Here is a 24,970-nt window from a genome sequence, read left to right on the forward strand (position 1 = left end):
TTCAGGGGCCGTGAGGGGGAGGCTCAGGGGGTGCGCGGCTCGGCGGCCGTGGCCAGGTGAGCCATGGCGGTGGCCAGGTCGGCGAGGGTGGGCTCGTCCTGCACGCGTTCCGTGGCGGCGTCGATCTTGGGGCCGATGGCGGGGATCTCACGGCACGCGGCCGTGACGACCTCGCCCGTCATCATGCGCAGCGTCTCGCGGAGCTGGGCATTGGCGTGGTCGCCGCCGGTGGGGAACGGCGAGGCGGTGATCACCGCGACCGGCTTGTGGACGCATTCGCCGCTGCTGACCAGCCAGTCGAGCGCGTTCTTGAGGACGCCGGGGACTCCGTGCGCGTACTCGGGGCTGACGAGGAGCAGCGCGTCGGCGGCGGCGACGGCGGTGCGCAGGGCGGCTACGGGGGCGGGTGGGGTGGCGCCCTCGCCGTCGAGGTCGGGGTTGAAGTGCGGGAGCGCGCCGATGTCCGCGGTGGTGGCCGGTCCGTCCCAGACGTCGAGGGCCGAGCGCAGCACCGCCCCGTTGGAGGAGCGGGCACGCAGGCTGCCGGAGAGGGCGAGGAGTCTCATGGGGTGACGGTACGGCGAACGGCGTCAGCGGTGCCGCGTGGGGGCGGGGCGGTGGTGAAAGTGCTGGTCAGGGTGATTGTCAGTGGGGGGTGCGATGCTTGGGAAGTGGTGATCGGTCTGGGCCGCGCGGGGGGCGGTCCAGGCCGGTCACGGCCCGAACCGGGTTGCGGGGGAGGGGAGTTGACGGGGGGAGCCAAGACGCGAGGACGCGGGGGAGGCGGGGCCGGGGTGGCCGCGTAGGCAATTCTCAGGAGATTCACAGAAAGGCGAAAGAGAGCTTTCACGGGGGTCGGACAGGCTCGGGCCCATGACCGTGACTTCGTCGTCCTCAGCGTCCTTTCGTGTGCCGGCACCGGCCTCGTCCTCCAGGGGCGCACCGGGCAGGCAGCCGGAGCAGCTGCTGCGGGCCGACGGCAGTCCGGTACGGGTGCTGGTCGTGGACGACGAGTCGTCGCTCGCCGATCTGTTGTCGCTCGCGCTGCGCTACGAGGGCTGGGACATCCGCGCGGAGGGGGACGGCGCCGGTGCCCTGCGCTGTGCCCGTAGTTGGCGGCCGGACGCGGTGCTGCTGGACGTCATGCTGCCGGACATGGACGGGCTGACGGTGCTCGCGCGGCTGCGGAGCGATCTGCCGGATGTGCCGGTGCTGTTCCTGACCGCGAAGGACGCGGTCGAGGACCGGATCGCCGGGCTGACGGCCGGCGGCGACGACTACGTCACCAAGCCGTTCAGCCTGGAAGAGGTGGTGGCGAGGCTGCGGGGGCTCCTGCGGCGGGCCGGGGCGGCCGCCGCACGCAGCGAATCGCGGCTGACGGTGGGCGACCTGGTGCTGGACGAGGACAGCCATGAGGTGTGGCGGGACGGTCAGGAGATCCATCTGACGGCCACCGAGTTCGAGTTGCTGCGCTATCTGATGCGCAATCCGCGGCGGGTGCTGAGCAAGACGCAGATCCTCGACCGGGTCTGGAGCTATGACTTCGGCGGGCAGGCCAACGTCGTGGAGCTGTACATCTCGTATCTGCGGCGGAAGATCGACGCAGGTCGGACGCCGATGATCCACACCCGGCGGGGCGCGGGCTATCTGATCAAGCCGGGCGGGTAGCGGGCGGTGAAGGGGAAGTACCTCCCGGAGGGGGTCCCCCAGCGCGCGCAGGAGACCCCGGCTCCCGTGCCCGGGCCGGCGCCCACGCCCTCCTCGGCTGCCTCGGTCTCGTCGGACTCCTCGATCTCCTCGGGCCCCTCCGTCTCGCCGAACCCCTCGATCTCCTTGGACCCCCTGATCTCCTCGGGCCCCTCCGTCTCGTCGGGCTCCTCGGCCCCGGGCTCCTCCGCTTCCGTGTCCCCGGCGCCGCGTCGTCGGTGGACGCTGCGGACGCGGCTCGTGGTGTCGGCCGTCGGGCTGATCGCCGTGGTCGGGGCCGTCATCGGGGCGGTGACGACGATCGCGCTGCACTCCTATCTGCAGGGGCAGTTGGACGGGGAGCTGAAGGACTCGGTCATGCGGGCGCAGGCGCCGCGGCCGCACGATCCGATGCGGAGCGGGACGACGCTCGACTTCGTGGCGATGGGCGGTCAGCCGCTGGGCACGGTGGGCGCGCGGGTCGGACCGGACGGCACGATCGACGTCGGGGCGAAGCTGAGCAATGCGACGAGGCGGCTGCCCAGCGAGCGGCTGGCGGCATTGACCGTCGAGCAGGCCGCGGCCCTGGACGCCGTCCCGCGGGACGGCGCGCCGCACACCACCGAGCTGCCCGGGCTCGGCGACTACCGCGTGAAGTCCGCCAAGGACGGTGCGCTGGTGATCGGCCTGCCGCTCGGCGGGGTCGAGGCCACGGTCGGCAGGCTGGTGGTCATCGAGGCGTGCCTGACCGTCGCCGGGCTGGTCGCGGCCGGCATCGCCGGTTCCACCATGGTGGGGATCGCGCTGCGGCCGCTGCGCCGGGTCGCGGCCACCGCCACCCGGGTGTCCGAACTGCCGCTGCACCAGGGCGAGGTGGCGCTGCACGTACGGGTGCCCGAGCCGGAGGCGGATGCGCGGACCGAAGTGGGGCAGGTCGGCGCGGCGCTGAACCGGATGCTCGGGCACGTCGGTTCGGCGCTCTCGGCCCGTCAGGAGAGCGAGATGCGGGTGCGGCGGTTCGTCGCCGACGCCAGCCATGAGCTGCGTACGCCGCTTGCCTCGATCCGGGGGTATGCCGAGCTGACCCGGCGCGGACGGGAGCAGCCGGGGCCGGAGACCCGGCATGCCCTGGGGCGGATCGAGTCGGAGGCGGAGCGGATGACGGGGCTGGTGGAGGATCTGCTGCTGCTCGCCCGGTTGGATGCCGGACGCCCGCTCTCGTACGAGAGCACTGATCTCGCGCCGTTGGTGGTGGACGCGGTGAGCGATGCGAGGGTGGCCGGGCCCGGTCACCGGTGGCGGCTGGAGCTGCCGGACGAGCCGGCGCTGGTGCACGGGGACAGCGGGCGGCTGCACCAGATTCTGATGAATCTGCTGGCCAACGCCCGTACGCACACGCCCGAGGGGACGACGGTCACGGCGCGGCTGCGCGGCACGGGCAGCGGTCCGGGCAGCGGCCCGCACCACGGCCGCGGTGTCGTCCGGTTGGAGGTGCAGGATGACGGACCCGGTATCCCGGCCGACCTGCTGCCGCATGTCTTCGAGCGTTTCGCGCGCGGTGACGCCTCGCGGTCCCGCGCCGCCGGGAGTACGGGGCTCGGGCTGGCGATCGTGCAGGCGGTGGTGGCCGCGCACGGCGGTACGGTCGGCGTCGCCAGCGTGCCGGGCCGGACGGTCTTCACGGTGACACTCCCGACGGCCGGCCCGGTGAGAGCGGCGCTCGCCCCCTCCTGACCAGGAAGGCGACCCGCGGACCACCGCCCCTGCCGGGGACTCCCGGGGACTTCACGTAGCCCCCGGCCCCCGGGCCCCCGCCCCGCCCCCCGACGGACTCACAGCCCGGCCACAGGTTCACCACACGGTCGTGACAGCGCGGTTGGCGAGTGTCGACGGTATGACGACGACACAGCCGCCCCGGACACCCCTGAGCTCCCTACCGCCACGCGAGCACCTGAGTCTCGGTCAGATCGCCACCGTTCTCGATGTGGTCATCCCCGTCTACAACGAGGAGGCCGACCTAGAACCGTGCGTCCGGCGTCTGCACGAGCACCTCGCTCGGACCTTCCCCTACGGGTTCCGGATCACCATCGCCGACAACGCGAGCACGGACCGTACGCCGGAGGTCGCCGCGCGGCTCGACGACGCGATCGACGAGGTGACGGCGGTGCGGCTGGAGCAGAAGGGGCGGGGGCGGGCGCTGCGCACGGTGTGGTCGCTGTCCGAGGCGCCGGTGCTGGCCTATATGGACGTCGATCTGTCCACCGACCTCAACGCGCTGCTGCCGCTGGTCGCGCCGCTGATCTCCGGTCACTCGGACCTGGCGATCGGCTCCCGGCTCAGCCGCAGCGCGCGGGTGGTCCGCGGCCCGAAGCGGGAGTTCATCTCGCGCACGTACAACCTGATCCTGCGCGGTTCGCTCGCCGCCCGCTTCACCGATGCGCAGTGCGGTTTCAAGGCCATCCGGGGGGACGTCGCCGCGCGGCTGCTGCCGATGGTGGAGGACACCGGCTGGTTCTTCGACACCGAGATGCTGGTGCTCGCCGAGCGGGCCGGGCTGCGGATCCACGAGGTGCCGGTGGACTGGGTCGACGACCCCCGCAGCACCGTGCACCTCGTGCGGACGGCCACCGACGACCTCAAGGGCGTGTGGCGGGTGGGGCGGGCGCTGGCGACCGGGGCGCTGCCGCTGGACCGGCTCGCCCGGCCGTTCGGGGACGATCCGCGCGACCGTGAGCTGTCCGGGGTGCCGGGCGGACTGGCCCGCCAACTGGTGGGCTTCTGCGTCGTCGGCGCGCTCAGCACCCTGCTCTACCTCGGCCTGTACTCCCTCTTCCGGCTCGGCGTCGGCCCCCAACCGGCCAACGCGGCGGCGCTGTTGGTCTCCGCGCTCGGCAACACGGCCGCCAACCGGCGGCTGACCTTCGGGGTGCGGGGGCGGGACCGGGCGGTCCGCCACCAGGCGCAGGGGCTGGTGGTCTTCGCCATCGGGCTGGTGCTGACCAGCGGCTCGCTCGCCGCGCTCAACGCCGCCAGCGGCGACCCGTCGCACGGCACCGAACTCGCCGTGCTGGTCGCCGCCAACCTCGCGGCGACCGTGCTGCGGTTCCTGCTCTTCCGCGCCTGGGTGTTCCCCGACCACGCGACGACGCCGGCCGGCACCCCCGGCTCATCAGGCACGCCCGGCTCCCCCGGCACCCCCGGCTCACCTGGCGCAACCGCCGCCGCACCCCTCCCGTCCGCCGCACCCGGCTCGCCCACCTTCTCCAGGAGTGATCGATGAACCCGCCACCGACCGATACGCCCGCCACGTCGCAGGGGGGAGCGCCGGGGTCGATCGCCGCCGCGGGGCCCGTACCGCCGACACCTGCCACGCCGCCCCGCGGGCCGGACCCGCGCCCGGCCGACCCGCGCTGGGGGCGACCCGCCCTGCTGGCGTTGCTGCTGGTCACGGCCGTGCTCTACCTCTGGAGCCTGTCCGCGTCCGGGTACGCCAACCAGTTCTACTCGGCCGCCGTACAAGCCGGCAGCGAGAGCTGGAAGGCGTTCTTCTTCGGCTCCTCCGACGCGGCGAACTCCATCACCGTCGACAAGCCGCCGGCCGCGCTGTGGCCGATGGCCCTGTCGGTGCGGCTCTTCGGGCTCAGCTCATGGGCGATCCTGGTGCCCGAGGCGTTGATGGGCGTCGCGACGGTCGGCGTGCTGTACGCGGCCGTACGGCGACGGTTCGGCGCGGGCGCCGGGCTGCTCGCGGGCGGCGCGCTGGCGGTGACGCCGGTCGCGGCCCTGATGTTCCGGTTCAACAACCCCGACGCGCTGCTGTGCCTCCTGATGGTCTGCGCGGTGGCCGCCGTGCTGCGCGCGCTGGCGGACGGCCGTACGAAGTGGCTGGTGCTGGCCGGGGTCTGCTTCGGGCTCGGGTTCCTCACCAAGACGCTGCAGGCGTGGCTGATCCTGCCGGCGCTCGCCGTGGTCTACGCGTGCTGTGCCCCGGTCGCGCTGCGCAAGCGGTTCGGTCAGCTGCTGCTCGCCGGACTGGCGATGGTGGTGTCCGGTGGCTGGTGGGTGGCGATCGTCGAGCTGTGGCCGGCGTCCTCGCGCCCGTACATCGGCGGTTCGCAGCACAACAGCTTCCTGGAGCTGACCTTCGGCTACAACGGCCTGGGCCGGATCAACGGCAACGAGACCGGCAGCGTCGGCGGCGGCGGTGGCCGGCGTGGCGGGGGCGGCTGGGGGGAGACCGGCCTCACCCGGCTGTTCTCGGCCGACATGGGCGGGCAGATCTCCTGGCTGCTGCCGGCCGCGCTGATCCTGCTGGTTGTGGCGGTCGTCGTGCTGTGGCGGGCCCGACGTGCGGTCGCCGCCGAACAGGCCGCTCAGCGGGCCGAGTTCCTGGTCTGGGGCGGCGCGCTGCTGATGACCTTCACGACGTTCAGTTTCATGTCCGGGATCTTCCACCAGTACTACAACATCGCCCTGGCTCCGTACCTCGCGGCGCTGGTCGGCATGGGTGCGACGCTGATGTGGCGGCGGGCCGGCCGGCTGGGGGCGAGCGTGCTGGCGGTGACGGTCGCGGTGACCGCCGCCTGGTCCTACGTCCTGCTGAACCGGTCGCCGGAGTGGCTGCCGTGGCTCCGCTGGACGGTGCTGGTGCTGGGTCTGTTGGCGGCACTGGGTCTGCTGCTGTCCCTGTGGACGGGAGCGCCGGCGCGGGAGCAGCACGAGGCGCCGGCGGAGGACGGGGCACCGACAGCGTCCCAAGAACCCACCAGGCCCCACACACCCCAGGTGCCCCGCGTGGCCGGTCGGCTCGCCGTGATCGCGGCCGGCGTCGGGCTGGCGACGTCGCTGGCCGGGCCGGTCGCGTACACGCTCGACACGGTGAACACGCCCAAGGGCGGTTCGATCATCACGGCCGGTCCCTCCGTCCAGGGCGGCATGGGCGGCCCCGGTGGCGGGCGCTTCCCCGGCGGGCGGATGCCCGGGAAGTGGCGCGGCCACACCAACGGCGGTACGCCGGCGGGCGCATTCGGCGGCGCGCCGGGCACCGGCGGCGGCCAGGCCGGCCGGCCGGCGTTCCCCGGCGGCCCGGGCGGTGCGGCCTTCGGCAAGCGCGCCGGGCGGACGGGCGGCATGGGCGGCCTGCTCAACGGCAGCAAGGTGAGCGCCAAGGCCAAGGCGCTGCTGGAGAAGGACGCGGCGGACTACACCTGGGCCGCGGCGGCCATCGGCTCCCAGAACGCCGCGAGTTACCAACTCGCCACCCAGAAGCCGGTGATGGCGATCGGCGGCTTCAACGGAAGCGACCCGTCACCGACCCTCGGCCAGTTCAAGAAGTACGTCGCGGACGGCAAGATCCACTACTTCCTCGCCGGCGGCAGGGAAGGCGCCGGCGGCAGGGAAGGATCCGCCCGGGCGGGTGGCTTCGGTGGCTTCGGCGGCCGTGGCGGCCCCGGCGGCAGCGGCGGCTCGTCGAAGATCACCTCCTGGGTGGAGAAGAACTTCACGAAGGTCACCGTCGGCAGCGCCACCTTCTACGACCTGACCGCGCGGAAGGGCTGAACGGAAGCCTGCACTCCGGGCAGGCCCGGCCGCCACCGCGCGCCCGCCCTGCCCGAAAATCAAATGTACGGCGTATAGCGCTCCCTGTACGGTGTAAGTCATCCGCTCGCACCGTACAGGGAGCCTGTATGTCCGCCGTGGCCTCCGAAGCCACCACGTCCCTCCAGCCCACGGGCCGCCATGCCGCCCGCTGGCTGATCCTGGCCGTCATCTGCGTCGCGCAGCTCACGGTCGTCCTCGACAACACCGTCCTCAACGTCGCCATCCCCTCCCTGACCAAGGAGATGGGTGCGACCACCGCCGATGTCCAGTGGATGATCAACGCCTATTCGCTGGTCCAGTCCGGCCTGCTGCTCACCGCGGGCAACTCCGCCGACCGCTACGGCCGCAAGAAGATGCTCGCCGTCGGCCTGGTGCTCTTCGGCCTCGCCTCGCTCGGCGCGGCGCTCGCCCAGTCACCCGGTCAGCTGATCGCCGCCCGGGCCGCCATGGGCGTCGGCGGCGCGCTGCTGGTGACCACCACCCTCGCCGTCGTCATGCAGATCTTCGACGACGAGGAGCGGCCCAGGGCCATCGGCATCTGGAGCTCGGTCAACTCGCTCGGCTTCGCCGCCGGACCGCTGATCGGCGGCTCCCTGCTCGACCACTTCTGGTGGGGTTCGCTGTTCCTGGTCAATCTGCCGGTCGCCGTCGTAGCGCTGGCGGCCGTCGTCACCCTCGTCCCCGAGTCCAGCGGCCGCGGGATCGCCCGGCCCGGGGCGGACCCGGCCGCCGCGACCCCCCTCGACCTGCCGGGCGCGCTGCTGTCCATGGTCGGCATGGTCGGTGTGGTCTTCGCGATCATCTCCGGGCCGCAGGCCGGCTGGCTGTCCGGCCGGGTGCTGATCTCCGCCGCCGTCGGGATCGTCGGCCTCGCCGTCTTCGCCCTGTGGGAGCTGCGCGTCCCGCACCCCATGCTCGACATGCGCTTCTTCCGCAACCGCCGCTTCATCGGCGCGGTCTCCGGCGGCATCCTGGTCGCCTTCGGCATGGGCGGCTCGATGTTCCTGCTCACCCAGCACCTCCAACTGGTGCTCGGCTACGGGCCGTTGGACGCCGGGCTGCGGATGGCGCCGCTCGCCGTCACCGTCATCCTGATCAACTTCACCGGCCTCAGCGCCCGTCTGACGCCCAGGCTCGGCACCCCCGGGATGATCGTTTCCGGCATGTCGCTGCTCGCCGCCGGCCTCGCCGCCATAGCGCTGCTCGGCGGCCACAGCTACGGCGGCATGCTGACCGGCCTGATCGTGATGGGTGTCGGCGTCGCGCTGGCCATGCCGACGATGGCCAACGCCATCATGTCCGCGATCCCGCCGGCCCAGGCCGGGGTGGGCGCCGGCGTCAACGGCACGCTGATGGAGTTCGGCCAGGGGCTGGGCGTCGCCGTGCTCGGCGCGGTCCTCAACTCCCGTTTCGCGGCACTGCTCCCGCTGATCGCCGCGGGCGCCGGCTCGCTGCCCGCCGCGCTCGCCCGGACGCGTACGGACGGGGAACGGGCCGCCGTCCAGGACGCCTTCGCCGCCGGCATCGGCACCAGCCAGCTGGTCGGCGCGGCCGCGGTCCTCGTCGGCGGGCTGCTCGCCGCCGTGCTCCTGCGGCGGGCCGAACGGGCCGGCCGGGAGCAGCCGGTGCCGGGGACGCCGTCGGGCCCGGAACCGGCCACCGCCGCGGCGGAATAGCATCGGTGGGTACGTGATCGTGAACGGCGCGTACGGGCGGTGCGTACCCACCGGTAGAGGCACCACCCGTACGGGTCGTACTGCGACGAAGCTCAGGGATCCGGCGACACCACGGATCCGAGGACGCACCGGGATCCGGCGAAGAGCGGGGATCCCACGACGCTCAGGAACAGGGAGGGGCGCCATGGCAGCGACGGACGACCGCGCCAGGAAGCGGCCGAGCAGCGTCTGGCTGGCCGACCGCCCCCCGCTCAAGCGGAAGGCGGACCAGCCGGCCGGACTCGACCTCGACAAGATCGTCGCGGCGACGGTCCGGCTGCTGGACGCCGAGGGCCTGGCGAAGTTCTCCATGCGCCGGCTCGCCGCCGAGCTCGGCGTCACCGCGATGTCCGTCTACTGGTACGTCGACACCAAGGACGACCTGCTGGAACTCGCCCTCGACAGCGTCATGGGCGAGATGCGGCTGCCGGACGAGGCCGACACCGGCCGGGACTGGCGCGACCATCTGCGCGGGCTGGCCCACGCGTACCGCGGCCTGCTGACCGGTCACACCTGGGTGGCCCGCCTGCTGGGCACGTACATCAACATCGGCCCGCACTCCACGGCCTTCTCCAACGCCAGCATGCGGGTGATGAAGGCGAGCGGACTGTCGCTGGAGCAGATCACCGGCGGCCTGTCCGCCGTCTTCCAGTTCGTCTACGGCTTCGCCACCATCGAGGGCCTGTTCAACGCCAGGTGCGCGGAGGCGGGAGTGCCGGTGGACGAGTACTTCCAGCAGGTGATGGCGGCCGTCGAGGGACTCCCGGAGTTCGCCGAGACGCTGGAGAACTCCACCAAGGTCATGGCGGCCCGCGGCGGCGCCACCGTGCAGGAGATGCGGGACCGCGACTTCGCCTTCGCGCTCGACCTGCAGATCGCGGGCATCGAGGCGCTGCGGGGGAGCACCGACGAGCGCGGGCCGGACCCCCGTTAGGAGGCCCGGCCCGAGTGGTCCGCGGGACGCGGGAGGAATCCGCGAGCTCACCCCATGGGCAGGCTCTCGCCCTGCACCGCCTGGATGTCCAGCTCCACCTTCAGCGTCGTGCCGATCGCCGCGATGCCGGCCGCCACGACCTGGTTGTAGTTCATCTTGAAGTCCTCGCGGCGCAGCTCGGCCGTGGCGCGGAAGGCGGCACGCACCCCGCCCCACGGGTCCGGGCCGGTGCCGAGGTAGCTGAGGTCGAGGTCCACCGGCCGCACGACGCCGTGCAGCGCCAGATCGCCGTGCACCGTCCAGCGGTCCGGGCCGGCCGGCTCCAGGCCGGAGCTGCGGTAGGTGATCTCCGGGTACTCCTCGACGTTGAGGAAGTCCTCGGACCGAAGGTGGCCGTCGCGCATGCCGTTGCCGGTGTCGATGGTGGTGGCCTTGATGGCCGCCTCGACCCGCGACTTCTCCACGTCCTCGGCGATCTCGATGCGGCCGCTGAACTCGGTGAACCGGCCGTGCACGCTGGAGATCCCCAGGTGCTGGGCGACCGCGGCCACCGTCGAGTGCATCGGGTCGATGGTCCAGGCGCCGGGCGGCGGCAGCTCGGCCCCGCCCTGGCGGGCCAGTACGACGCTGCCGACGTCCATCCGGCCGCTCGCCGTCACGATCGCGCTGGAGGCGACCGGTGCGTAGCCGACGGCCGTCACGATGACCGTGTACGGGCCGGCGGGCAGCGGCTGTCCGGTGCGGATGGCGCCCTGCTCGTCCGCCGTCGCGCGCAGTACCTGCGAGCCCGTCATGTCGGTGACGGTCAGCACGGCGTGCTGTACCGCCCAGCCGTCCCGTGTGCGGACCTGCGCCCTTACGCCCGCAGCTCCCGCGCCCGTCGAATCCATTACCTCTCCCGTTTGTTGCCTGGTGGTGATACCCCGCTCGTGGGGGTCCCCCGGTGTCGGGCTCCGGCGGCGGCGTGCAGGCCGTCCCCTGCCTGTGCGCAGCGCGGCCGCCGGAGCCCTGGGGTCCGGTCCGGGGCGCGTCTCCGCTCGACGCGCGCCCCGGTCCGGGGTCTTGCCGCCCCTGGGGGATGCCCAGGGGCTCGGGGGATCAGTCCCCGGGGTGCGCGAGTTCGACGTCGTAGCCGTCGACCCCGCGGGCGTCGACCGCAAGGCCGGTGGCGACCGGCGGGTAGCCGCTCGCGATGACCGTGTAGTCGCCGGCGTCCAGGTCGGTGAAGGCGTACGCGCCGTCCTCCCCGGTCGTCGAGGTGGCCACGACGTTGCCCGCCGCGTCCACCAGCGTCACCCGCGCGTCGGGCAGCGGACGGCGGGTCCCGTTCGGACCGCCCGCCCGCACGACGCCCTGCACCCGCGCACCGGCCTGGAGCTCCACCTCGATGCGGGTGGTGCCCTGGCCGCCGACCTCGACCGGCAGTGCGGCCGGGCGGTGGGCGGGGGCGTTCACCGCGACGGTGTAGGTGCCGGGCGTCAGCTCGTCGAAGGCGAAGTAGCCCTCGGCGCCGGTCTTCCCGGTGGCCAGCACCTCACCGCGGACGTCGGTCACGACGACCATCGCACCGTCGACCGGCTCACCGGTGACCGCGCTGCGGATCTGGCCGCCGAGGCCGCTGGTCCCGCTGAGCAGGATGTCGTAGCCGTACGGCGAGTCACCGACGACGACCGTGGCCGCCTGCGGCTGGTGCCCGTCGGCCGCCGCGATCAGGACGTAGGACCCCGCGCCGGGGGCACCGAGCACGTACGAACCGTTGGCCTGGGCGACCGCGCGGCCCAGCTGACGCCCGCTGAGCGAGATCAGCGTCACCGCGGACCGCGGCACGGGGTGGCCCTCCGCGTTGCGCACGAAACCGTGGACCGACGGGCCCGCCGGGGTGGCGTCGCCGCCGCCCGCCGAGGCGTACGCGGCCAGCGGCTGGGGGGCCGTCGCGGCGGCCGGCTGCGCCCAGGAGGGCGTGTGCGGGTCGTCGTCCGTGGGCACCGAGGGGGCGCCCACCAGCGCCGGCTCCAGCTCCTCGACCGGCGCCGCGGCGACGGCCTCCGACGACGCGGCCGCGGGGGCCGCGCCGGCCGCGGCCGGCTCCGCGCTCTGGTCCAGTCCGCCACGCGTCTTCAACGCGACCTCCTTGATGAACAGGGTGAAGAGGAAGGCGAGCAGCGCGCAGGGCGCCGCGTACAGGAAGACATCGCCGACGCCGTGGCCGTACGCGCTCTCCATGACGGTGCGCAGCGGCGCCGGGAGGGCGTCCAGGTCCGGGATGCCGCCGCCGCTGTTGCCGGCGCCGTGGGCGGCGGCCTTCGCGGCCTTGGGGCCGAGGTCGGCGAGGCCGTCCTTGACGTAGTGGGTGACCCGGTTGGCGAGCACCGCGCCGAGGGCCGAGACGCCCACCGCACCACCGAGGGAGCGGAAGAAGGTCACGACGGACGAGGCGGAGCCGAGGTCCTGGGGGGCGACCTGGTTCTGGGTGGCCAGGACCAGGTTCTGCATCATCATGCCGATGCCGAGGCCCATCAGCGCCATGAAGATCGCGATGTGCCAGTACTCGGTGTCGTAACGGATGGTGCCCAGCAGGCCGAGGCCCGCGGTCACCAGCACGCCGCCGGCGACCAGCCAAGCCTTCCAGCGACCGGTCTTGGTGATGATCTGGCCCGAGACGGTCGACGAGATGAACAGACCACCGATCATCGGGATCGTCATCACACCGGACATCGTCGGCGACTTGCCGCGCGCCAGCTGGAAGTACTGGCTGAAGAAGACGGTGCCGGAGAACATCGCGATACCGACGAACAGCGAGGCCACCGAGGCCAGGGTGATCGTCTTGTTGCGGAACAGCCGCAACGGGATGATCGGCTCCTTGGCCTTGGTCTCGACGAACACGAAGATCGCGCCGAGGACCACCGCACCGCCGACCATCGCGGCGGTCTGCCACGACATCCAGTCGTACTTGTCGCCGGCCAGCGTCACCCACACCAGCAGCAGCGAGACCGCCGCACTGATGAAGAATGCGCCCGCCCAGTCGACCTTGACGCCCTCGCGCTTGACGACGGGCAGCTTCAGGGTCTTCTGCAGCACGATCAGGGCGATCACCGCGAACGGCACACCCACGTAGAAGCACCAGCGCCAGCCGAGCCAGCTGGTGTCGGTGATGACGCCGCCGAGCAGCGGGCCGCCGACGGTGGCGACGGCGAAGGTGGCGCCGAGGTAGCCGCTGTAACGGCCGCGCTCACGCGGCGAGATCATCGCCGCCATCACGATCTGGGCCAGGGCGGACAGACCGCCCACGCCTATGCCCTGCACCACACGGCAGGCGATCAGCATGCCGGTGTTCTGCGAGAGCCCGGCGACGACCGACCCCGCGACGTAGATGACCAGCGCGAACTGCACCAGCAGCTTCTTGCTGAACAGGTCGGAGAGCTTGCCCCACAGGGGCGTGGTCGCGGTCATCGCCAGCAGCGAGGCGGTGACGACCCAGGTGTACGCGCTCTGCCCGCCGTCCAGGTCATGGATGATCTCGGGCAGCGCGTTCGACACGATCGTCGACGAAAGAATGGCGACGAACATACCGAGCAACAGCCCGGACAGCGCCTCCATGATCTGACGGTGCGTCATGGGCGCCCCGTTGGAGGCGCCGTGTCCGCCGCCTCCATGCTTGGCGTGGCCGCCCCGCACACCGGCTGGTGTGGTCGTAGCCATGTAGTTCCTTTTCATCCTGCGGGTGTACGGGTGGTGGAGTCGTGGTGCGGCGCCCGGGCGCCGGAGTCGTGGTGCGCTCCCCGGGTCCGGCAGTCGCCGAAGCTCGTACGGAGCCGGGCGAGCAGCTCGATGAGGTGACCGACGTCGCTGTCGGTCCAGTCGTCCAGATACCGGGCGAGCGTGGCGGTGTAGCGCTCGGCGAGCTCCTCCAGGAGCTCCTGCCCGCTCGGCGTCAGGCGCAGCAGCCGCGACCGCTTGTCCGCCGGGTCGGGCTTCCGCTCGATCCAGCCGCGCTCGCAGACGTGCGCGACGTGCCGGCTGGTCACCGACATGTCGATCGCCAGCAGCTCGGCGAGCTGACTCATCCGCATCTCGCCGTGCCGGTCGAGCAGGGTCAGCACCCCGGCCGAGGCGGGCGGGCAGTCCTGGGGCAGGATTCGGCCCATCTCACGCTTGACGGCGCCGATGGCGCTGAGTTGCCTGGCCAGCTCCTCGTACTGACTGTGAGCGGCCACCGGCTCCTCCACACCTCTCCGTACGCCTCGATCGGACATCCCGATCGCCCATCTTTTGTTGCTTGGGGCAACCATAAGCAAGGTTGGTTGCTGAAGGCAAACGAATGGGTGGTGGATGCAGGTAAAGGAACCCCAAAGCCTGGCTCGATATCGAGTCAATCCCGCTATGGCCCCACGTAAAGCCGCAGGTCCAGGCCACGCCCGCAGGCCGGGAGAAATCGGCCACCAGTGGTGCACCTCACGCACCACGCCCGTATTTCCACGCCCCGCGGCGTCGCTCCATACGTGCCCCAGGGGTGCCCCCGGGCCCCCGGTTCGCTAGGGTCCTTCCCCATGGCGACCAACCCGCAGAACCAGGCCGAGGGCAACTACGACCCGGCGGGCAGCACGCAGATGTTCCGGGCCTTCGTGGACGAGGGCGGCACCCCCCAGACCGGCAGCCGTCGCGCCCCGGCACCCCAGCAGTCGGCCGGCCCCCGCGTGGGCCTCATCGTCGGCGTGATCGTCGCCCTCCTGGTCGTCGCGGGCGCCGCCTGGCTGGCGCTGGCGTAGCCCCTCCTCCCCACCCTCTGTACGCGTACGGGGCCCGGCATCACCGATGCCGGGCCCTTGATCGTTCGCTACGCCGTGCGCCCGCCCCTGCTCTCGGCGACCCGCAGCGCGTCCCGCAGCGCCTCGCTCAGCCTGCGGACACAGAACCGGAGTTCGCCGGGCGGTGTCACTCCCGGGTTCCGCAGCAGCTCGACCGCGTGCGCCAGCACCTCCTCGCCCGTGGAGAGTTGGGCCTCCTCCATGTCGTCGGCCAGGCGGGCCAGATAACCGCCCTCCTCCGCATCGGTGGAGAGGTAACACCGCTGCCCGTTCGGCCCCGGCCAGGGCAGCAGCCGCAGCCCGCTCACCTCGGAGCGGTCGGAGGCGGTCACCGACCACTTCCCTTGGTCCCGATTGCGAGAACGAGCGTGCCGGCGCCCAGGAACGTCAAGCACTGCGCGGCCCGCCGCTGTCGAGGGCTCATGACTGCCTCCCCACCAGCACGGCGCGGAGGGTGTGCCGGTCGCTCTCGCCAAACGTGGTCATCGTGTAGCCGCCAACCTGGATGATGCGCTGCTGCAACATCAGACGGTGGGTGTCGTCGCTGGCCAAACGACCCCAGTTGTGGACCAGGCACAGCACCTCGCGGTACCCCCTTGCCTCCCGCATCGCCGCGGCCATGGCGGTCAGTGCGGGGCGGTGCGCGCTGAGCGCGTCGGGCCCCAGGTCGCGCCACGGGCTGTGGCCTGCGAGTGCCCAGCCCATACGGTCAACGTAGGTGTGGCAGCCGAGCAGCCGGCTGCGGAGGTCTCGTTGATTCCGGCTGGCGCACCGGTCGTAGAGGAACACCAACGGGGCCATTTCGTCGCTCATGAGCGGGCCTCCACCGAGTGCCGAGCGAGGAGCCATTGGCAGTCCCGGGCGAGCCGTTGAACCTGGACGTGCGCGGAGAGCGGGAGCGAGGCGAGCGGGCGGCGGAACTGCCGCTCGATGCTGCCCAGCCGCGTCGCCGCCTGTTGGGCCTCGATCGTTCCGCGCCCCAGCTGCGAGGCTCTCTGGCGCGCCTCGATCAGGAGGAGCGCGATGTGCCCGCGCAGTGTCTCCGCGAGCCCCGCCATTTCGTCCGGATCGATCGGTCCGGAGCCGGTGCGCAGCGCGCCGTGGATCGTCTCGCTGATGGTTTCCCAGTCGATCGGGGCAGTCCCGTCCGCAGGTTGCGTCGCCGGCCGTAAACGCTCGGTGTCCATGCGGAGACCGTAGAAGTACGGGAACCAGAGAGGGGACACAGATCGTGTCCCCTCTGTCATGCCGCCAGAAGACCGATCCTCGCTGCGAGTTCGCACGCCCGCCGACGCCGGCCCGGCGACGCTGCCTCGGTCTCCTCCAGCACGATCCGGCGCGCGTACCCGTTGTACCGAATCGTCTCCGGCGCGGCCTCAAACGCCTGATTCAGCGTGGCCAGGGCCACGTCCGGCTGTCCGTCGAGCTGGTAGCCACGGGCCTGCTCGATCCGGTGCCGGGCCCGCCGCGGCCGGGACGGGATCACCGACGCCTCGGCCCGGGCTGCCTGCCGCACCGACTCGCCGCCAGAGTGCAGCTCGACCGCGATGGTGACAGCGTGCGCACCCATCACCGCCCGCGAAAAGCTGGTCACCGCGTGGAAGTACCCCGCGGGTAGAGCCTTGGCAGTCTTCTCTGCCTGGTCCCAATACCGCCACGCGGTCCCCGGGTCACCGCGTCGTGCTGCCGTATAGCCGGCCTCGAACTGCAAAGCGCCGGTGATCGCGCGCACGTCGTCGGTGGCGTCCTCCCACAGGGGATCGAGGTAGCGCAGCGTCGACGCGGTCACCTCGTCCGCGGCGTCGAAGTGCGAGGGGCCCGAGTCGCGGTGCGCCTGCGCGGTGAGCCACGCAGCGACACCGATGGTGTGCGGATCCTCGGACTCCTGCGCGGCCACCAGGCTCCGCTCAGCCACTCGCCACAGCAGCGCCGCATCCGGCTGATAAGCGATAAAGAACTGGCTGAGGCTGTAGACCTCGGACAGGGCCGCCTGCGCCGCACGTCGCTCCGCCGCAGAATCAGTCTGCCGCACCGCCAGTTGAGCGTCCCTGATCAGATCAGGCAGCAACGCGCCGATCACCTCGCGGTGGTTGGGCGCCGAATGCCGGGCCGACCACGCTCGCCCGAGCCGGGCCCGGATGTGGGCGGCCGATGGGGCAGGGCCGTCGGAGGGCCCGACAGGGTAGGCGTTCACCGCGTTCGCGACGGCAGCGAGCCGGGGGTGCCCGGGGCCGGCGAACAGGTCCACTCGCATGGTGGTGTATCCGGTGAGGTCTGCGAGGTCGCGCACGCGCAGGGCCTCGGCGATACGGAGAATCATCGCCAGCCCAGGCGTCTGCAACTGGCCGTTCTCGACCCGTTTCACCCAGGAAGGAGACATGTCGATGAGACCAGCGAGCACAACGCGGGACATGCCCCGGCGCTGGCGAAGGATCTGCATCCGCTTTCCGAAGGTCAACGGGGCGGCGTACGGGTCGGGGGTAGCATCGGACATGGCGGCCTTGCCCCTCTCTGAACAGCTCGACACTGCCAGGGTATGAGGCGAGGCCGATTCCGTGCGCCGAATGTCAGAGGCTCCCGGTGTGGGCCGAGCAGCAGGGCGAGTCCGGCTCCCCGACGAGGACGCCTGAGTCAGGACACGACGAAGCGCCCCGCCTGTACACACGGCAGGGGCGGGGCATTGGTCATGCCCTCAGTTCTCTGGAAGGCGTTCGATGGAATGCCAACTCCTGGCGCTGTTAGGTATGTTCCGAGACGGGCACCCGATCAGATCCCAAAAACGGGGGCTACCCCCTGGTACCTCTCGCACCTCATGGGTGCGGTGCCTAGCTTGGGCATGTGATCGAATTTGCTCCGGACCGGCCTCGCTGGCGTCAGGTCGCCGACATGATCCGCACGCGCATCGCCGACGGCAGCTACCCGCCCGGGACGCGCGTCCCCTCGGTGATCCAGCTTCAGGAAGAGTTCGGCATTGCCGACTCGACGAGCCAGAAAGTGAACAGCGGCCTCCGCGCCGAGGGCCTGATCTACACCGAACCCGGCATGGGCTCGTTCGTCGCGAAGAACGCCGCGGAGATCCTCAAGGCGGCGGGCGACGACTCGCGGTACTGAGCCCGTCTTCAAAAGAGGGTCGGCCGACCCTCGAAACGAGACCTTGCTAGCCCGCCATTGGTGGCACGGGTGCGGCCGTAGTGGCGCCAGGGGTCTGAGGTGGTGTTCTCCGCCCGATCCTGACGGTGCGCGGCCTGGCCGGCAAGCCGGTTCGGTGAAATCTCCTGCACCTGCGGCCGGGTATCACCGCTGCCGGGCCCTTGATCGTTCGCTGGGCCGTGCGCCCGTCCTGCTCTCGGTGACCCTCGAACCTGTCTGCAGTCCCAGTCCCCTACGCCTCTGTAACTATCCGTGGGTACAGTCCCGTTCGTGATGGAGTTCGATCCGACGTTGCCCAAGTGGAAGCAGATTGCCGACGTCATCCGAGAGCGGATCGCGGATGGCGCCTACCCGCCGCGCCACCTGATCTCCGAGGCGCGGATGGAGCAGGAGTTCGGCGTCGCGCGTGTGACTGTCCGCAAGGTCACCGCCCGCCTCAGGGAGGAAGGACTCATCGTCACCACGCCCGGCATGGGCTCGTTCGTCGCGAAGAACGCCGCGGAGATCCTCAAGGCGGCCGGCGACGACTCGCGGGACTAGTGCCGCAACTTCAACGCGGACGGTTTCGGCTCGCTCTACCCGAGGTACAGGGGTGGGCGGCCGAGGGCGTTCTCGCTGCCGGAGCGCCGGGAGATCGAGAAGATCGCCAAATCCAGGCCGTTCGAGCACGGCCTGCCGTTCTCGACCTGGAGTCTGGCCAAGCCGGCGGACTTCCTGGTCGCCGAGGGGGTGGTCGACGACATCAGCCATGAGGGCCTTCGGGAACTGCTCCGCGAGGAGGGCGTCTCGTTTCCACGCGTGAAGACCTGGAAGACCCTCACTCCATCCGGCGGACGTGCGCATCGCAATCGTCTGCGACAACTACTCACCGCACCTGACGACGAAGCGATGTCAGCGGGTCGGGACCTGGGCCGCGGCGAACAATGTCGAGATCGCCTACACCCCGACCAACAGCTCCTGGCTCAACCGGATCGAGGCCCAATTCACCGCACTCCGCTACTTCGCCCTCGATGGCACCGACCACGCCAGCCACAAAGAGCAGGGCAGCATGATCCGCCGCTACATCATCTGGCGGAACAAGCACGCCGCCGACGAACGGCTATGCAAGCTCGTCACCAGGGCGAACGTTGCCTGATGAGCACCAGGCGTCCGTGCGACGAGCCCCGTCGAGGTCGACTCACGCCCCTCCTCTGCGCGGGCGCGTCCTGCGTCAGGCCGCGGCACGGAAGACGTACGCCGTCATCGGGGCGGTGACCGGCCCCGGGCCCAGACGGGCCGTCATCTCTTCGATGACGGTGGCCCGGACGGCCGGTCCGTCGCCGCGCTCCTCAACGGCCGCGCGCACCGGTGTCCCGGTGAGGTACCCGGTGGCAAGGTCGGCGGTCGACGCGGCCCGGCCCTGAAGCGTCAGCTCCTGCTCGTCCTCGACAGCGAACCCGGCGGCCGCCAGATCAGCGGCCACGACAGCGGGGTCGGCATAGCCGTGCGGAACCGTCTGGAAGAACTGTGGCGGCTCGACCGGAAAGGCCCGCTCCAGCCCGGCCTGCAGCGCGACTTCGAAGGCGTGCGTCCCGAGAGGGCCCCAGGTGTTGAACAGGAACCGGCCGCCCGGGGCCAGCACCCGGCGGACCTCGGTGAAGGCCCCGATGCGGTCGGGAAAGAACATCACGCCGAACTGGCAGACCACCAGGTCGAAGCCTCCGTCCGGGAACGGCAGCCGCTGCGCGTCGGCCTGCCGCCACACCGCGCCAGGGGCCCGGGTCGACCCGAAAGCGACCATGGCCTCGTTCAGGTCGGTGGCCGTCACCTCGGCCGAGGGTGTTACTGCGAGCAGGTCCGCTGTCAACACGCCAGTTCCCGCGGCGAGTTCGAGGATGCGCCGAGGGTGGAGTGCCGCCGCCCGGGCAGTCAGGTCCTCGGCGAAGGGCCGGAAGACCACCGGCACGAGGTACTGCTCATAGGCCACCGGCATGGATTCGGACCATCGCCGGTCGGCATTGATTCCTGTCACCCTCATGACGGTAGTGCCGCGTCAGGAAGCCTCTTCCTTGCCGCGCCGCCATGCGCCCTGGAGCTGGACCCACCTGACCGAGTGGCAGCGAACGCCGGCGCCCCCGGGGCCGGGCCCGGACGCAGGCAGCGTGATCAGTCCGCACCTACTGGCCGCCGTTCCCCGCGTCGGTGCATCGTGCCGGTGATGACCAGCATGCTGAACGGAGAGTGAAATGGCCGATGAGGCTTCCTACCGGGTCGGGCTTCGTGTCCCGGACGTCACCGAGGCAGCCAGGTTCTACCAGGGGCTCGGATTCGAGCCGATCGGAGCGATACCGGGACCGGACGGTTCGACGGTCATGGCGATCCTGCGCCGCGGTGAGCTCCAGTTACTCGTCGACGCCCTGGTCGGCATGCCATTTCCCGACAGCGACCGGGAACGCATGACGAAGACCGGGCCACGGGGCCTCGGCGTGGTCATCGGCATCGAGGTGGACGACGTCAACGCGACCGCCGTCTACTGCCGTCTGGCCGGATGCACCGTCACCACCGACCCGGTCGACGCACCGTGGGGCGAGCGGTACCTCGAGTGCCTCGATCCGTACGGGTACGCATGGAAGTTCTTTGAACTACTTCCCGACCCGCCGGCAGACGGCTTGAGCGCCGCCCGTGACAGCTGGTTCGCCTGATCCACACGCGGAACCAACCACCACCCCTTCAGAACCGGCCACCACTCACCCGGCGAACCTTGCCGGTCAGCGCGCTGGCCGGGCACGTCCATCCGCTGCGTGCCGATGACCGGCAGCAGGCGCAGGGCCTCCGCGGGTGGGGTCAGATGCCGCGTTCGATCATGTCGATGACGTGCTGGCCGGCGTCGTGGGCCTGGGTGGGGTGGAGGCCGCGGAGGGGGCCGTCGATGAGGAGGGCGGCCAGGCCGTGAACGGCCGACCAGGCGAGGAACTCGGCACCGGGGCGGCGGTCTTCGGGCAGCAATCCGGCCTTCACGAGATCGTCGAGGGCGGCGCCGAGCAGCTCGAAGGGGGTCTTGCCGGCGGCGCCCGCGGCGGTGGGGGCGGCGGCGTGGGCCATGTCGCCGGGGACGTGGAAGGCCGTGCGGAACAGGCCGGGCTCTTCCTGGGCGAAGCGCAGGTAGCCGGTGCCGACGGCACGGAAGCGGGCACGGGCGGCGGCTGCCTCGTCCGTGGCCGGCGGCAGGGCGGCTTGCTCGGCCTCCATGGTGCGGGCGAGGTGGGCCATGGCGGTCTGGGAGACGGCCTGGAGCAGTGCGTTGCGATCGGTGAAATGCCGGTAGGCGGCATTGGGTACGACGCCGGCCTGCCGGGTGGCCGCGCGTAGCACGACGGCTTCCGGCCCGCCCTGGCGGGCGAGTTCGAGGCCCGCTTCGATCAGTGCGTTGCGGAGGTCGCCGTGGCGGTAGGTCTCCCGATTCGGCTTGTCGTTCTCGGCTGAGGGCATGGCTGCCGCCTCCAATGTGGACAGCATCCACTTAGGTCGTCTAGGCTTCTGCGTGATCACTCGGGGGGTGGATTTCCGTGCCCTCCGCATGTGGACAGCGTACACAAGGCTGGTCGTCGACCGCCGGGGCGCTTTTTCATCAGGGGGATCCGCTGCATGGGCAAGATCACGCACTTTGTGCACCAGTCGCTGGACGGTTTCATCGAGGGCCCGAACGGGGAGTTCGACTGGCCCCGTATGGACGGCGAGCTGTCCGCCTATGCGCAGGCCCTCACCGGCAGCGCCGACATCTTCCTGTACGGCCGCGTGGTGTGGGACATGATGTCCGGTTACTGGCCCCGTGCCGAGGAGTTCTCGAACGATGAGCACGACCTCGCGTTCGCGCCCGTCTGGCGCAAGGCGCCGAAGGTGGTCGTCTCCTCGACGCTGACCGAGGCCGACTGGAACACCCGCGTCATCAACACCGACGTCGTCGAGGAGCTCACCGCCCTCAAGGACAGCGGCGCCCGTCTACTGCTGTTCGGCGGCTCCTCGCTGGCCGGCTTCCTCACCGAGCACCGGCTGATCGACGAGTACCAGATCTTCGTCCACCCCGTCGTTCTCGGCGGTGGCAGGCCCGCCTTCGCCACCCCGCAGCAGCGGTTCGACCTGACCCTGAGCGAGACCAGGAGCTTCGACTCCCAGGTGGTTCTCCTCCGGCACGAACGGGCCGACTAGCCGTTCCGTCCAGCACGCTCCGATGGGGCGGGCGATGAACGATGAGTTTCTCCGTGGTCAGCAGTCAGAGACCACGGTCGGTGCGGTGCAGTGGCGAGTGTGAGCGCACCCTGCACCGGCTGAACCTTCTTGTACCCAGGCACGAGATACCGAGGAACCTTACGATGCGTACCCTGATCAGCACCGCGTTCATCTCTCTCGACGGCGTCGTGGAGGCCCCGGGCGGCGAGCCCGGATACCGGAACTCCGGGTGGACTTTCAAGAACGTCGACTTCCTCCCCGAGGCTTTCGACATCAAGGGCCGGGAGCAGAAGGAAGCCACGGCGATGTTGATGGGCCGGGTCAGCTACGAGGCGTTCAGCCCGGTGTGGCCGGCCATGGAGGACTTCGCCGACTACAAGGTCATGCCGAAGTACGTCGTCTCCACCACTCTCACCGAGGACGACCTGGTGTCGAACTGGGGCGAGACCACGATCCTGCGCTCGCTCGACGAGGTCGCCTCGTTGAAGCAGACCGAGGGCGGCCCGATCATCGTCCACGGCAGCGCCGCCCTGAACCAGAGCCTTTCGGACGCCGGCCTGATCGACCGCTACCACCTCATCGTCTTCCCCCTCCTGCTCGGCGCGGGCAAGCGCCTGTTCAGCGCCACGGACAAGGACACCCAGAAGCTGCAGTTGGTCGAGCACGAGGTCTACGCCAACGGCCTGCAGAAGAACGTCTTCGACGTCGTCCGCTGACGACGCTCCCGCACCCGAGTACGCCCCGATGGCACACCAACAGAAAGGCGGAACCCCGGCATGACCGCGGCAGCGAAAGGCCCGTCCAGCTACTTCCCCTCCATCGAGAAGAAGTACGGCCGCCCCATCGCGGAGTGGCAGGAGCTCATCCGCTCCTCACCCCTGACCAAGCACATGCAGCTCGTCAGCTGGCTGAAGACGGAACACGGCCTGGGCCACGGTCACGCCAACGCCCTGGTCTCCCACACCCTCGCCGAGGACGCCGGTCGGTGAACACCACTTGCCGTCCCGGTCCCTCGGGCAGGGCCTGGAGCTTGTCTCCCCGATCCAGCGTCATTCCTGTTCCTGTTCCTGCTCGAATGCGAGGTGCGCTGGTCGGGGTCGCTGCGTGGGGGCGATCGAATCGAGGAGTGCCAAGGCCCTGGGCGGCAGTTCACTCGGCGCTATCCGCTATCTCCCGGCTGCGGCCAGCCCACTGGATCACGTACGGCATGGCGACACCGGAGACGACGAAGACGGCACCCATAAGGAGCCAGCCGGGCGTCCCCCAGGTCACGCAGAGCAAGCCGAGCAGGCTCGGTGCGACGACGTAGCACAGGCCCATGCCCATGCCGAACACCCCGGAGTACTGGCCCTGGGCATGCGCGGGAGCCAGCCGGAACCGGAGCTCCAGCGACCCGGCCGCATGCCACAGCGAGCCCACTGTGTGCACCGCAACGCCGGTCATCATGATCGTCACGGCGGCCCAGCCAGGTAATCCGGAGGCCGTCGCGATGACGGACATGCCCATCAGAAAGGCGAGACCGGCGCGGCGGACGGCCTGTCCCGCGATCGTGCCGCCCTTGATCCCGCGACTGGTCCGTATCTGTAGGAACACCACCATCACAGTGTTGACGGCGATCGCCAGGCCGACGAACCAGCGTGGCGCTTCGGTGTGCAGGACCACCCACAGCGGCAGGGCGTAGGACAGCACCTCGCTCTGGATCCACATGATGCCGTCGAGCACGACGAACGCCACATACGGTTTGTCCTTCAGAGCGATCCATCGGCCTTCGTCGCGCGGGGACGCGAGGGGTTCGAGCTTGGGCAACTTGACCAGGACGGCGGCGCTGCCGAGGAACGTCAGCGCGTTGCCAAGGATGAGGGCACGGTATGCGGTGTCCGTATCGATCTGCATCACCGCGCCGGCTGCCATCGCGCCGAACGTGCTGGCGAGCATGGCCACCGACCGCAGGTAGGACCGGAACTTCGGCACCTCGTCACCGCCGAAGCGACGGATCATCGGGCCACGAGCCGCACCGCCGGACGAGCCGGCGAGGTCGGCCACGGCCACAGCCAGGACGAACGCCCAGAACGAGTGGGCGAACAGCAGTGACGTCATGGAAAGGGCCTGGATCAGCAGCGTCATCAGAAAGATGTCCCGCGGACCGCGGCGGTCGGCGAGATGCCCTACGGGGATGCCGGCGATCAGTCCGACCACCGCTGCGATGCTGAGGCCGAGACCGACTTGCCCGATGGACAGGTGGATCACCCGAAGGGCGTACAGCGGCACGGTCGCCAGGAAGGCCGCGGTGCCGAGCTGGTTGACGAAGCCGGCGAGGGCCAGCTTCCGCTGGGGGCCGGACTCCAGCAGCAGCCCTCTCTGCGCGAGCCAGGACTGGTGTGCGTCGCTGATTTCCCCAGAGGTGCTGTTGGTTGACGTGGTGGGGGCTTGGCTCACCCTGTACTCCAATGCCTGTCGATCGTGCCATGCCGAAATCGGGGCGTGCCTGTGAAGCCGGTGAGCCACATGGCTTCGCGGCGAGGATCACAAGGAAGCGGGGGGGGGTACTCGCTGAGGGACTGAGCGATCACGGATTCCCCTTCCCAACTACCCGAGTACCAGGAGGGTTTGAGAAGCGGCAGGCGTGGAGTATGCCCAGGTGAAAGCCATGATGAGAAGCCACTTGGGGTTGGGGGAATGTCACAGCGAAACCGGGAATCTGCACACGGCGCAATCGGTTATCGGTAGTGGTGCTTCCCTCTCATGGACTCCGGTTATGAGCGGAGCCAGATGAGGAAAGCGGCGGCGGTGACGGCGCCGCCGGCGCCCACGCGGCAGCGGCCTTCCGGGGCGACATGGATCTTGGTGGTCAGCCCCCCGCGGGAACGGCCAAG

General features: G+C 70.7%; 24 protein-coding genes and 2 pseudogenes. 13 read left to right on the forward strand and 13 right to left on the reverse strand.

Annotated elements, in window-relative coordinates; all coding sequences use genetic code 11:
• Positions 1-23 precede the first annotated feature (23 nt).
• Positions 24-566, reverse strand: coding sequence for an NADPH-dependent FMN reductase (locus OO62_RS29305; RefSeq protein WP_033270651.1), 543 nt, complete (start codon positions 564-566; stop codon positions 24-26).
• A gap of 307 nt (positions 567-873) precedes the next feature.
• Between OO62_RS29305 and OO62_RS29310 the strand changes: the two genes are divergently transcribed.
• On the forward strand, positions 874-1,668 hold the full coding sequence (locus OO62_RS29310; protein WP_381565047.1) for a response regulator transcription factor: 795 nt from the start codon (positions 874-876) through the stop codon (positions 1,666-1,668).
• Here OO62_RS29310 and OO62_RS40065 read toward each other — a convergent pair.
• The gene (locus tag OO62_RS40065) at positions 1,644-1,991 is read right to left on the reverse strand and encodes a hypothetical protein (protein ID WP_033270652.1); all 348 of its coding nucleotides are present in this window, start codon (positions 1,989-1,991) and stop codon (positions 1,644-1,646) included. The two genes, OO62_RS29310 and OO62_RS40065, sit on opposite strands and share 25 nt — an antisense overlap.
• Between OO62_RS40065 and OO62_RS29320 the strand changes: the two genes are divergently transcribed.
• The 5 genes from OO62_RS29320 to OO62_RS29340 all read left to right on the forward strand — a co-directional run bounded on the left by OO62_RS29320 (position 1,903) and on the right by OO62_RS29340 (position 9,936).
• Complete coding sequence (locus tag OO62_RS29320) at positions 1,903-3,420, forward strand: sensor histidine kinase (RefSeq protein WP_051733707.1); 1,518 nt, start codon at positions 1,903-1,905, stop codon at positions 3,418-3,420. The genes OO62_RS40065 and OO62_RS29320 overlap by 89 nt on opposite strands.
• A 160-nt stretch (positions 3,421-3,580) precedes the next feature.
• Complete coding sequence (locus OO62_RS29325) at positions 3,581-4,966, forward strand: bifunctional glycosyltransferase family 2/GtrA family protein (RefSeq protein ID WP_228332492.1); 1,386 nt, start codon at positions 3,581-3,583, stop codon at positions 4,964-4,966.
• A complete protein-coding gene (locus OO62_RS29330; protein WP_051733708.1) occupies positions 4,963-7,245 on the forward strand; it encodes an ArnT family glycosyltransferase in 2,283 nt (760 codons plus the stop codon). The genes OO62_RS29325 and OO62_RS29330 overlap by 4 nt, the downstream gene beginning before the upstream one ends.
• Positions 7,246-7,373: 128 nt before the next feature.
• A complete protein-coding gene (locus OO62_RS29335; RefSeq protein ID WP_033270654.1) occupies positions 7,374-8,963 on the forward strand; it encodes an MFS transporter in 1,590 nt (529 codons plus the stop codon).
• A gap of 184 nt (positions 8,964-9,147) precedes the next feature.
• A complete protein-coding gene (locus OO62_RS29340; RefSeq protein WP_033270655.1) occupies positions 9,148-9,936 on the forward strand; it encodes a TetR/AcrR family transcriptional regulator in 789 nt (262 codons plus the stop codon).
• A 47-nt stretch (positions 9,937-9,983) separates the two neighbouring features.
• On the opposite strand, the gene OO62_RS29345 is transcribed toward OO62_RS29340, so the two are convergent.
• The 3 genes from OO62_RS29345 to OO62_RS29355 form a co-directional block, all read right to left on the reverse strand.
• The gene (locus tag OO62_RS29345) at positions 9,984-10,826 is read right to left on the reverse strand and encodes a YceI family protein (protein WP_033270656.1); all 843 of its coding nucleotides are present in this window, start codon (positions 10,824-10,826) and stop codon (positions 9,984-9,986) included.
• A 208-nt stretch (positions 10,827-11,034) separates the two neighbouring features.
• Positions 11,035-13,551, reverse strand: a complete 2,517-nt coding sequence (locus OO62_RS29350; protein ID WP_033270657.1) for an MFS transporter — start codon at positions 13,549-13,551, stop codon at positions 11,035-11,037.
• A 95-nt stretch (positions 13,552-13,646) separates the two neighbouring features.
• The gene (locus OO62_RS29355) at positions 13,647-14,150 is read right to left on the reverse strand and encodes a MarR family winged helix-turn-helix transcriptional regulator (RefSeq protein ID WP_033270695.1); all 504 of its coding nucleotides are present in this window, start codon (positions 14,148-14,150) and stop codon (positions 13,647-13,649) included.
• Positions 14,151-14,483: 333 nt separating this feature from the next.
• Here OO62_RS29355 and OO62_RS29360 point away from each other — a divergent pair, with 333 nt between their 5' ends.
• Positions 14,484-14,702, forward strand: a complete 219-nt coding sequence (locus tag OO62_RS29360; protein ID WP_033270658.1) for a hypothetical protein — start codon at positions 14,484-14,486, stop codon at positions 14,700-14,702.
• 68 nt (positions 14,703-14,770) lie between these two features.
• Here the strand turns inward: OO62_RS29360 and OO62_RS29365 are convergent, their stop codons facing one another.
• The 4 genes from OO62_RS29365 to OO62_RS29380 form a co-directional block, all read right to left on the reverse strand.
• On the reverse strand, positions 14,771-15,073 hold the full coding sequence (locus OO62_RS29365; protein WP_051733710.1) for a hypothetical protein: 303 nt from the start codon (positions 15,071-15,073) through the stop codon (positions 14,771-14,773).
• A gap of 88 nt (positions 15,074-15,161) precedes the next feature.
• A complete protein-coding gene (locus tag OO62_RS29370) occupies positions 15,162-15,554 on the reverse strand; it encodes a hypothetical protein (protein ID WP_033270659.1) in 393 nt (130 codons plus the stop codon).
• Positions 15,551-15,928, reverse strand: coding sequence for a DUF6415 family natural product biosynthesis protein (locus OO62_RS29375; protein ID WP_129322992.1), 378 nt, complete (start codon positions 15,926-15,928; stop codon positions 15,551-15,553). The genes OO62_RS29370 and OO62_RS29375 overlap by 4 nt, the downstream gene beginning before the upstream one ends.
• A 56-nt stretch (positions 15,929-15,984) precedes the next feature.
• Positions 15,985-17,235 (reverse strand): helix-turn-helix domain-containing protein, encoded by a 1,251-nt coding sequence (locus OO62_RS29380; RefSeq protein WP_051733712.1) that lies wholly within the window; start codon positions 17,233-17,235, stop codon positions 15,985-15,987.
• A gap of 344 nt (positions 17,236-17,579) precedes the next feature.
• On the opposite strand from OO62_RS29380, the gene OO62_RS29385 reads away from it, so the two are divergent.
• A complete protein-coding gene (locus OO62_RS29385; RefSeq protein WP_228332493.1) occupies positions 17,580-17,852 on the forward strand; it encodes a GntR family transcriptional regulator in 273 nt (90 codons plus the stop codon).
• Positions 17,853-18,164: 312 nt separating this feature from the next.
• Positions 18,165-19,026: pseudogene (locus OO62_RS41590) on the forward strand (GntR family transcriptional regulator).
• 75 nt (positions 19,027-19,101) lie between these two features.
• Here OO62_RS41590 and OO62_RS29400 read toward each other — a convergent pair.
• A complete protein-coding gene (locus OO62_RS29400; protein WP_228332494.1) occupies positions 19,102-19,908 on the reverse strand; it encodes a class I SAM-dependent methyltransferase in 807 nt (268 codons plus the stop codon).
• A gap of 208 nt (positions 19,909-20,116) precedes the next feature.
• Here OO62_RS29400 and OO62_RS29405 point away from each other — a divergent pair, with 208 nt between their 5' ends.
• The gene (locus OO62_RS29405; RefSeq protein WP_033270664.1) at positions 20,117-20,572 is read left to right on the forward strand and encodes a VOC family protein; all 456 of its coding nucleotides are present in this window, start codon (positions 20,117-20,119) and stop codon (positions 20,570-20,572) included.
• Between the two features lie 142 nt (positions 20,573-20,714).
• On the opposite strand, the gene OO62_RS29410 is transcribed toward OO62_RS29405, so the two are convergent.
• Positions 20,715-21,359 (reverse strand): TetR/AcrR family transcriptional regulator, encoded by a 645-nt coding sequence (locus OO62_RS29410; protein WP_033270665.1) that lies wholly within the window; start codon positions 21,357-21,359, stop codon positions 20,715-20,717.
• A gap of 156 nt (positions 21,360-21,515) precedes the next feature.
• On the opposite strand from OO62_RS29410, the gene OO62_RS29415 reads away from it, so the two are divergent.
• From OO62_RS29415 to OO62_RS29425, 3 genes are all read left to right on the forward strand, one after another.
• Positions 21,516-22,076, forward strand: a complete 561-nt coding sequence (locus OO62_RS29415; RefSeq protein ID WP_033270666.1) for a dihydrofolate reductase family protein — start codon at positions 21,516-21,518, stop codon at positions 22,074-22,076.
• 164 nt (positions 22,077-22,240) lie between these two features.
• The gene (locus OO62_RS29420) at positions 22,241-22,813 is read left to right on the forward strand and encodes a dihydrofolate reductase family protein (protein ID WP_033270667.1); all 573 of its coding nucleotides are present in this window, start codon (positions 22,241-22,243) and stop codon (positions 22,811-22,813) included.
• A gap of 60 nt (positions 22,814-22,873) precedes the next feature.
• Positions 22,874-23,086 carry a DUF4287 domain-containing protein gene (locus OO62_RS29425; protein ID WP_033270668.1) on the forward strand — a complete coding sequence of 71 codons (213 nt, stop codon included), beginning with the start codon at positions 22,874-22,876 and terminating at the stop codon, positions 23,084-23,086.
• A 160-nt stretch (positions 23,087-23,246) separates the two neighbouring features.
• On the opposite strand, the gene OO62_RS29430 is transcribed toward OO62_RS29425, so the two are convergent.
• Complete coding sequence (locus OO62_RS29430; RefSeq protein WP_051733713.1) at positions 23,247-24,533, reverse strand: MFS transporter; 1,287 nt, start codon at positions 24,531-24,533, stop codon at positions 23,247-23,249.
• 338 nt (positions 24,534-24,871) lie between these two features.
• Positions 24,872-24,970: pseudogene (locus OO62_RS41785) on the reverse strand (IS5/IS1182 family transposase); the annotation flags it as partial.

It is taken from the genome of Streptomyces lydicus (genome assembly GCF_000717345.1).
Taxonomy (GTDB): Bacteria; Actinomycetota; Actinomycetes; order Streptomycetales; family Streptomycetaceae; genus Streptomyces; species Streptomyces lydicus.

Excerpts from the sequence above, each read along its gene's own strand:
- OO62_RS29330 (WP_051733708.1), top strand. The coding sequence starts at position 4,963 with ATGAACCCGCCACCGACCGATACGCCCGCCACGTCGCAGGGGGGAGCG.
- OO62_RS29375 (WP_129322992.1), bottom strand. The coding sequence starts at position 15,928 with ATGGACACCGAGCGTTTACGGCCGGCGACGCAACCTGCGGACGGGACT.
- OO62_RS29380 (WP_051733712.1), bottom strand. The coding sequence starts at position 17,235 with ATGTCCGATGCTACCCCCGACCCGTACGCCGCCCCGTTGACCTTCGGA.
- OO62_RS29335 (WP_033270654.1), top strand. The coding sequence starts at position 7,374 with ATGTCCGCCGTGGCCTCCGAAGCCACCACGTCCCTCCAGCCCACGGGC.
- OO62_RS29360 (WP_033270658.1), top strand. The coding sequence starts at position 14,484 with ATGGCGACCAACCCGCAGAACCAGGCCGAGGGCAACTACGACCCGGCG.
- OO62_RS29415 (WP_033270666.1), top strand. The coding sequence starts at position 21,516 with ATGGGCAAGATCACGCACTTTGTGCACCAGTCGCTGGACGGTTTCATC.
- OO62_RS29420 (WP_033270667.1), top strand. The coding sequence starts at position 22,241 with ATGCGTACCCTGATCAGCACCGCGTTCATCTCTCTCGACGGCGTCGTG.
- OO62_RS29345 (WP_033270656.1), bottom strand. The coding sequence starts at position 10,826 with ATGGATTCGACGGGCGCGGGAGCTGCGGGCGTAAGGGCGCAGGTCCGC.
- OO62_RS29325 (WP_228332492.1), top strand. The coding sequence starts at position 3,581 with ATGACGACGACACAGCCGCCCCGGACACCCCTGAGCTCCCTACCGCCA.
- OO62_RS29400 (WP_228332494.1), bottom strand. The coding sequence starts at position 19,908 with ATGAGGGTGACAGGAATCAATGCCGACCGGCGATGGTCCGAATCCATG.
- OO62_RS29410 (WP_033270665.1), bottom strand. The coding sequence starts at position 21,359 with ATGCCCTCAGCCGAGAACGACAAGCCGAATCGGGAGACCTACCGCCAC.
- OO62_RS29405 (WP_033270664.1), top strand. The coding sequence starts at position 20,117 with ATGGCCGATGAGGCTTCCTACCGGGTCGGGCTTCGTGTCCCGGACGTC.
- OO62_RS29370 (WP_033270659.1), bottom strand. The coding sequence starts at position 15,554 with ATGAGCGACGAAATGGCCCCGTTGGTGTTCCTCTACGACCGGTGCGCC.
- OO62_RS29425 (WP_033270668.1), top strand. The coding sequence starts at position 22,874 with ATGACCGCGGCAGCGAAAGGCCCGTCCAGCTACTTCCCCTCCATCGAG.
- OO62_RS29310 (WP_381565047.1), top strand. The coding sequence starts at position 874 with ATGACCGTGACTTCGTCGTCCTCAGCGTCCTTTCGTGTGCCGGCACCG.
- OO62_RS40065 (WP_033270652.1), bottom strand. The coding sequence starts at position 1,991 with ATGACGGCCCCGACCACGGCGATCAGCCCGACGGCCGACACCACGAGC.
- OO62_RS29340 (WP_033270655.1), top strand. The coding sequence starts at position 9,148 with ATGGCAGCGACGGACGACCGCGCCAGGAAGCGGCCGAGCAGCGTCTGG.
- OO62_RS29305 (WP_033270651.1), bottom strand. The coding sequence starts at position 566 with ATGAGACTCCTCGCCCTCTCCGGCAGCCTGCGTGCCCGCTCCTCCAAC.
- OO62_RS29350 (WP_033270657.1), bottom strand. The coding sequence starts at position 13,551 with ATGACGCACCGTCAGATCATGGAGGCGCTGTCCGGGCTGTTGCTCGGT.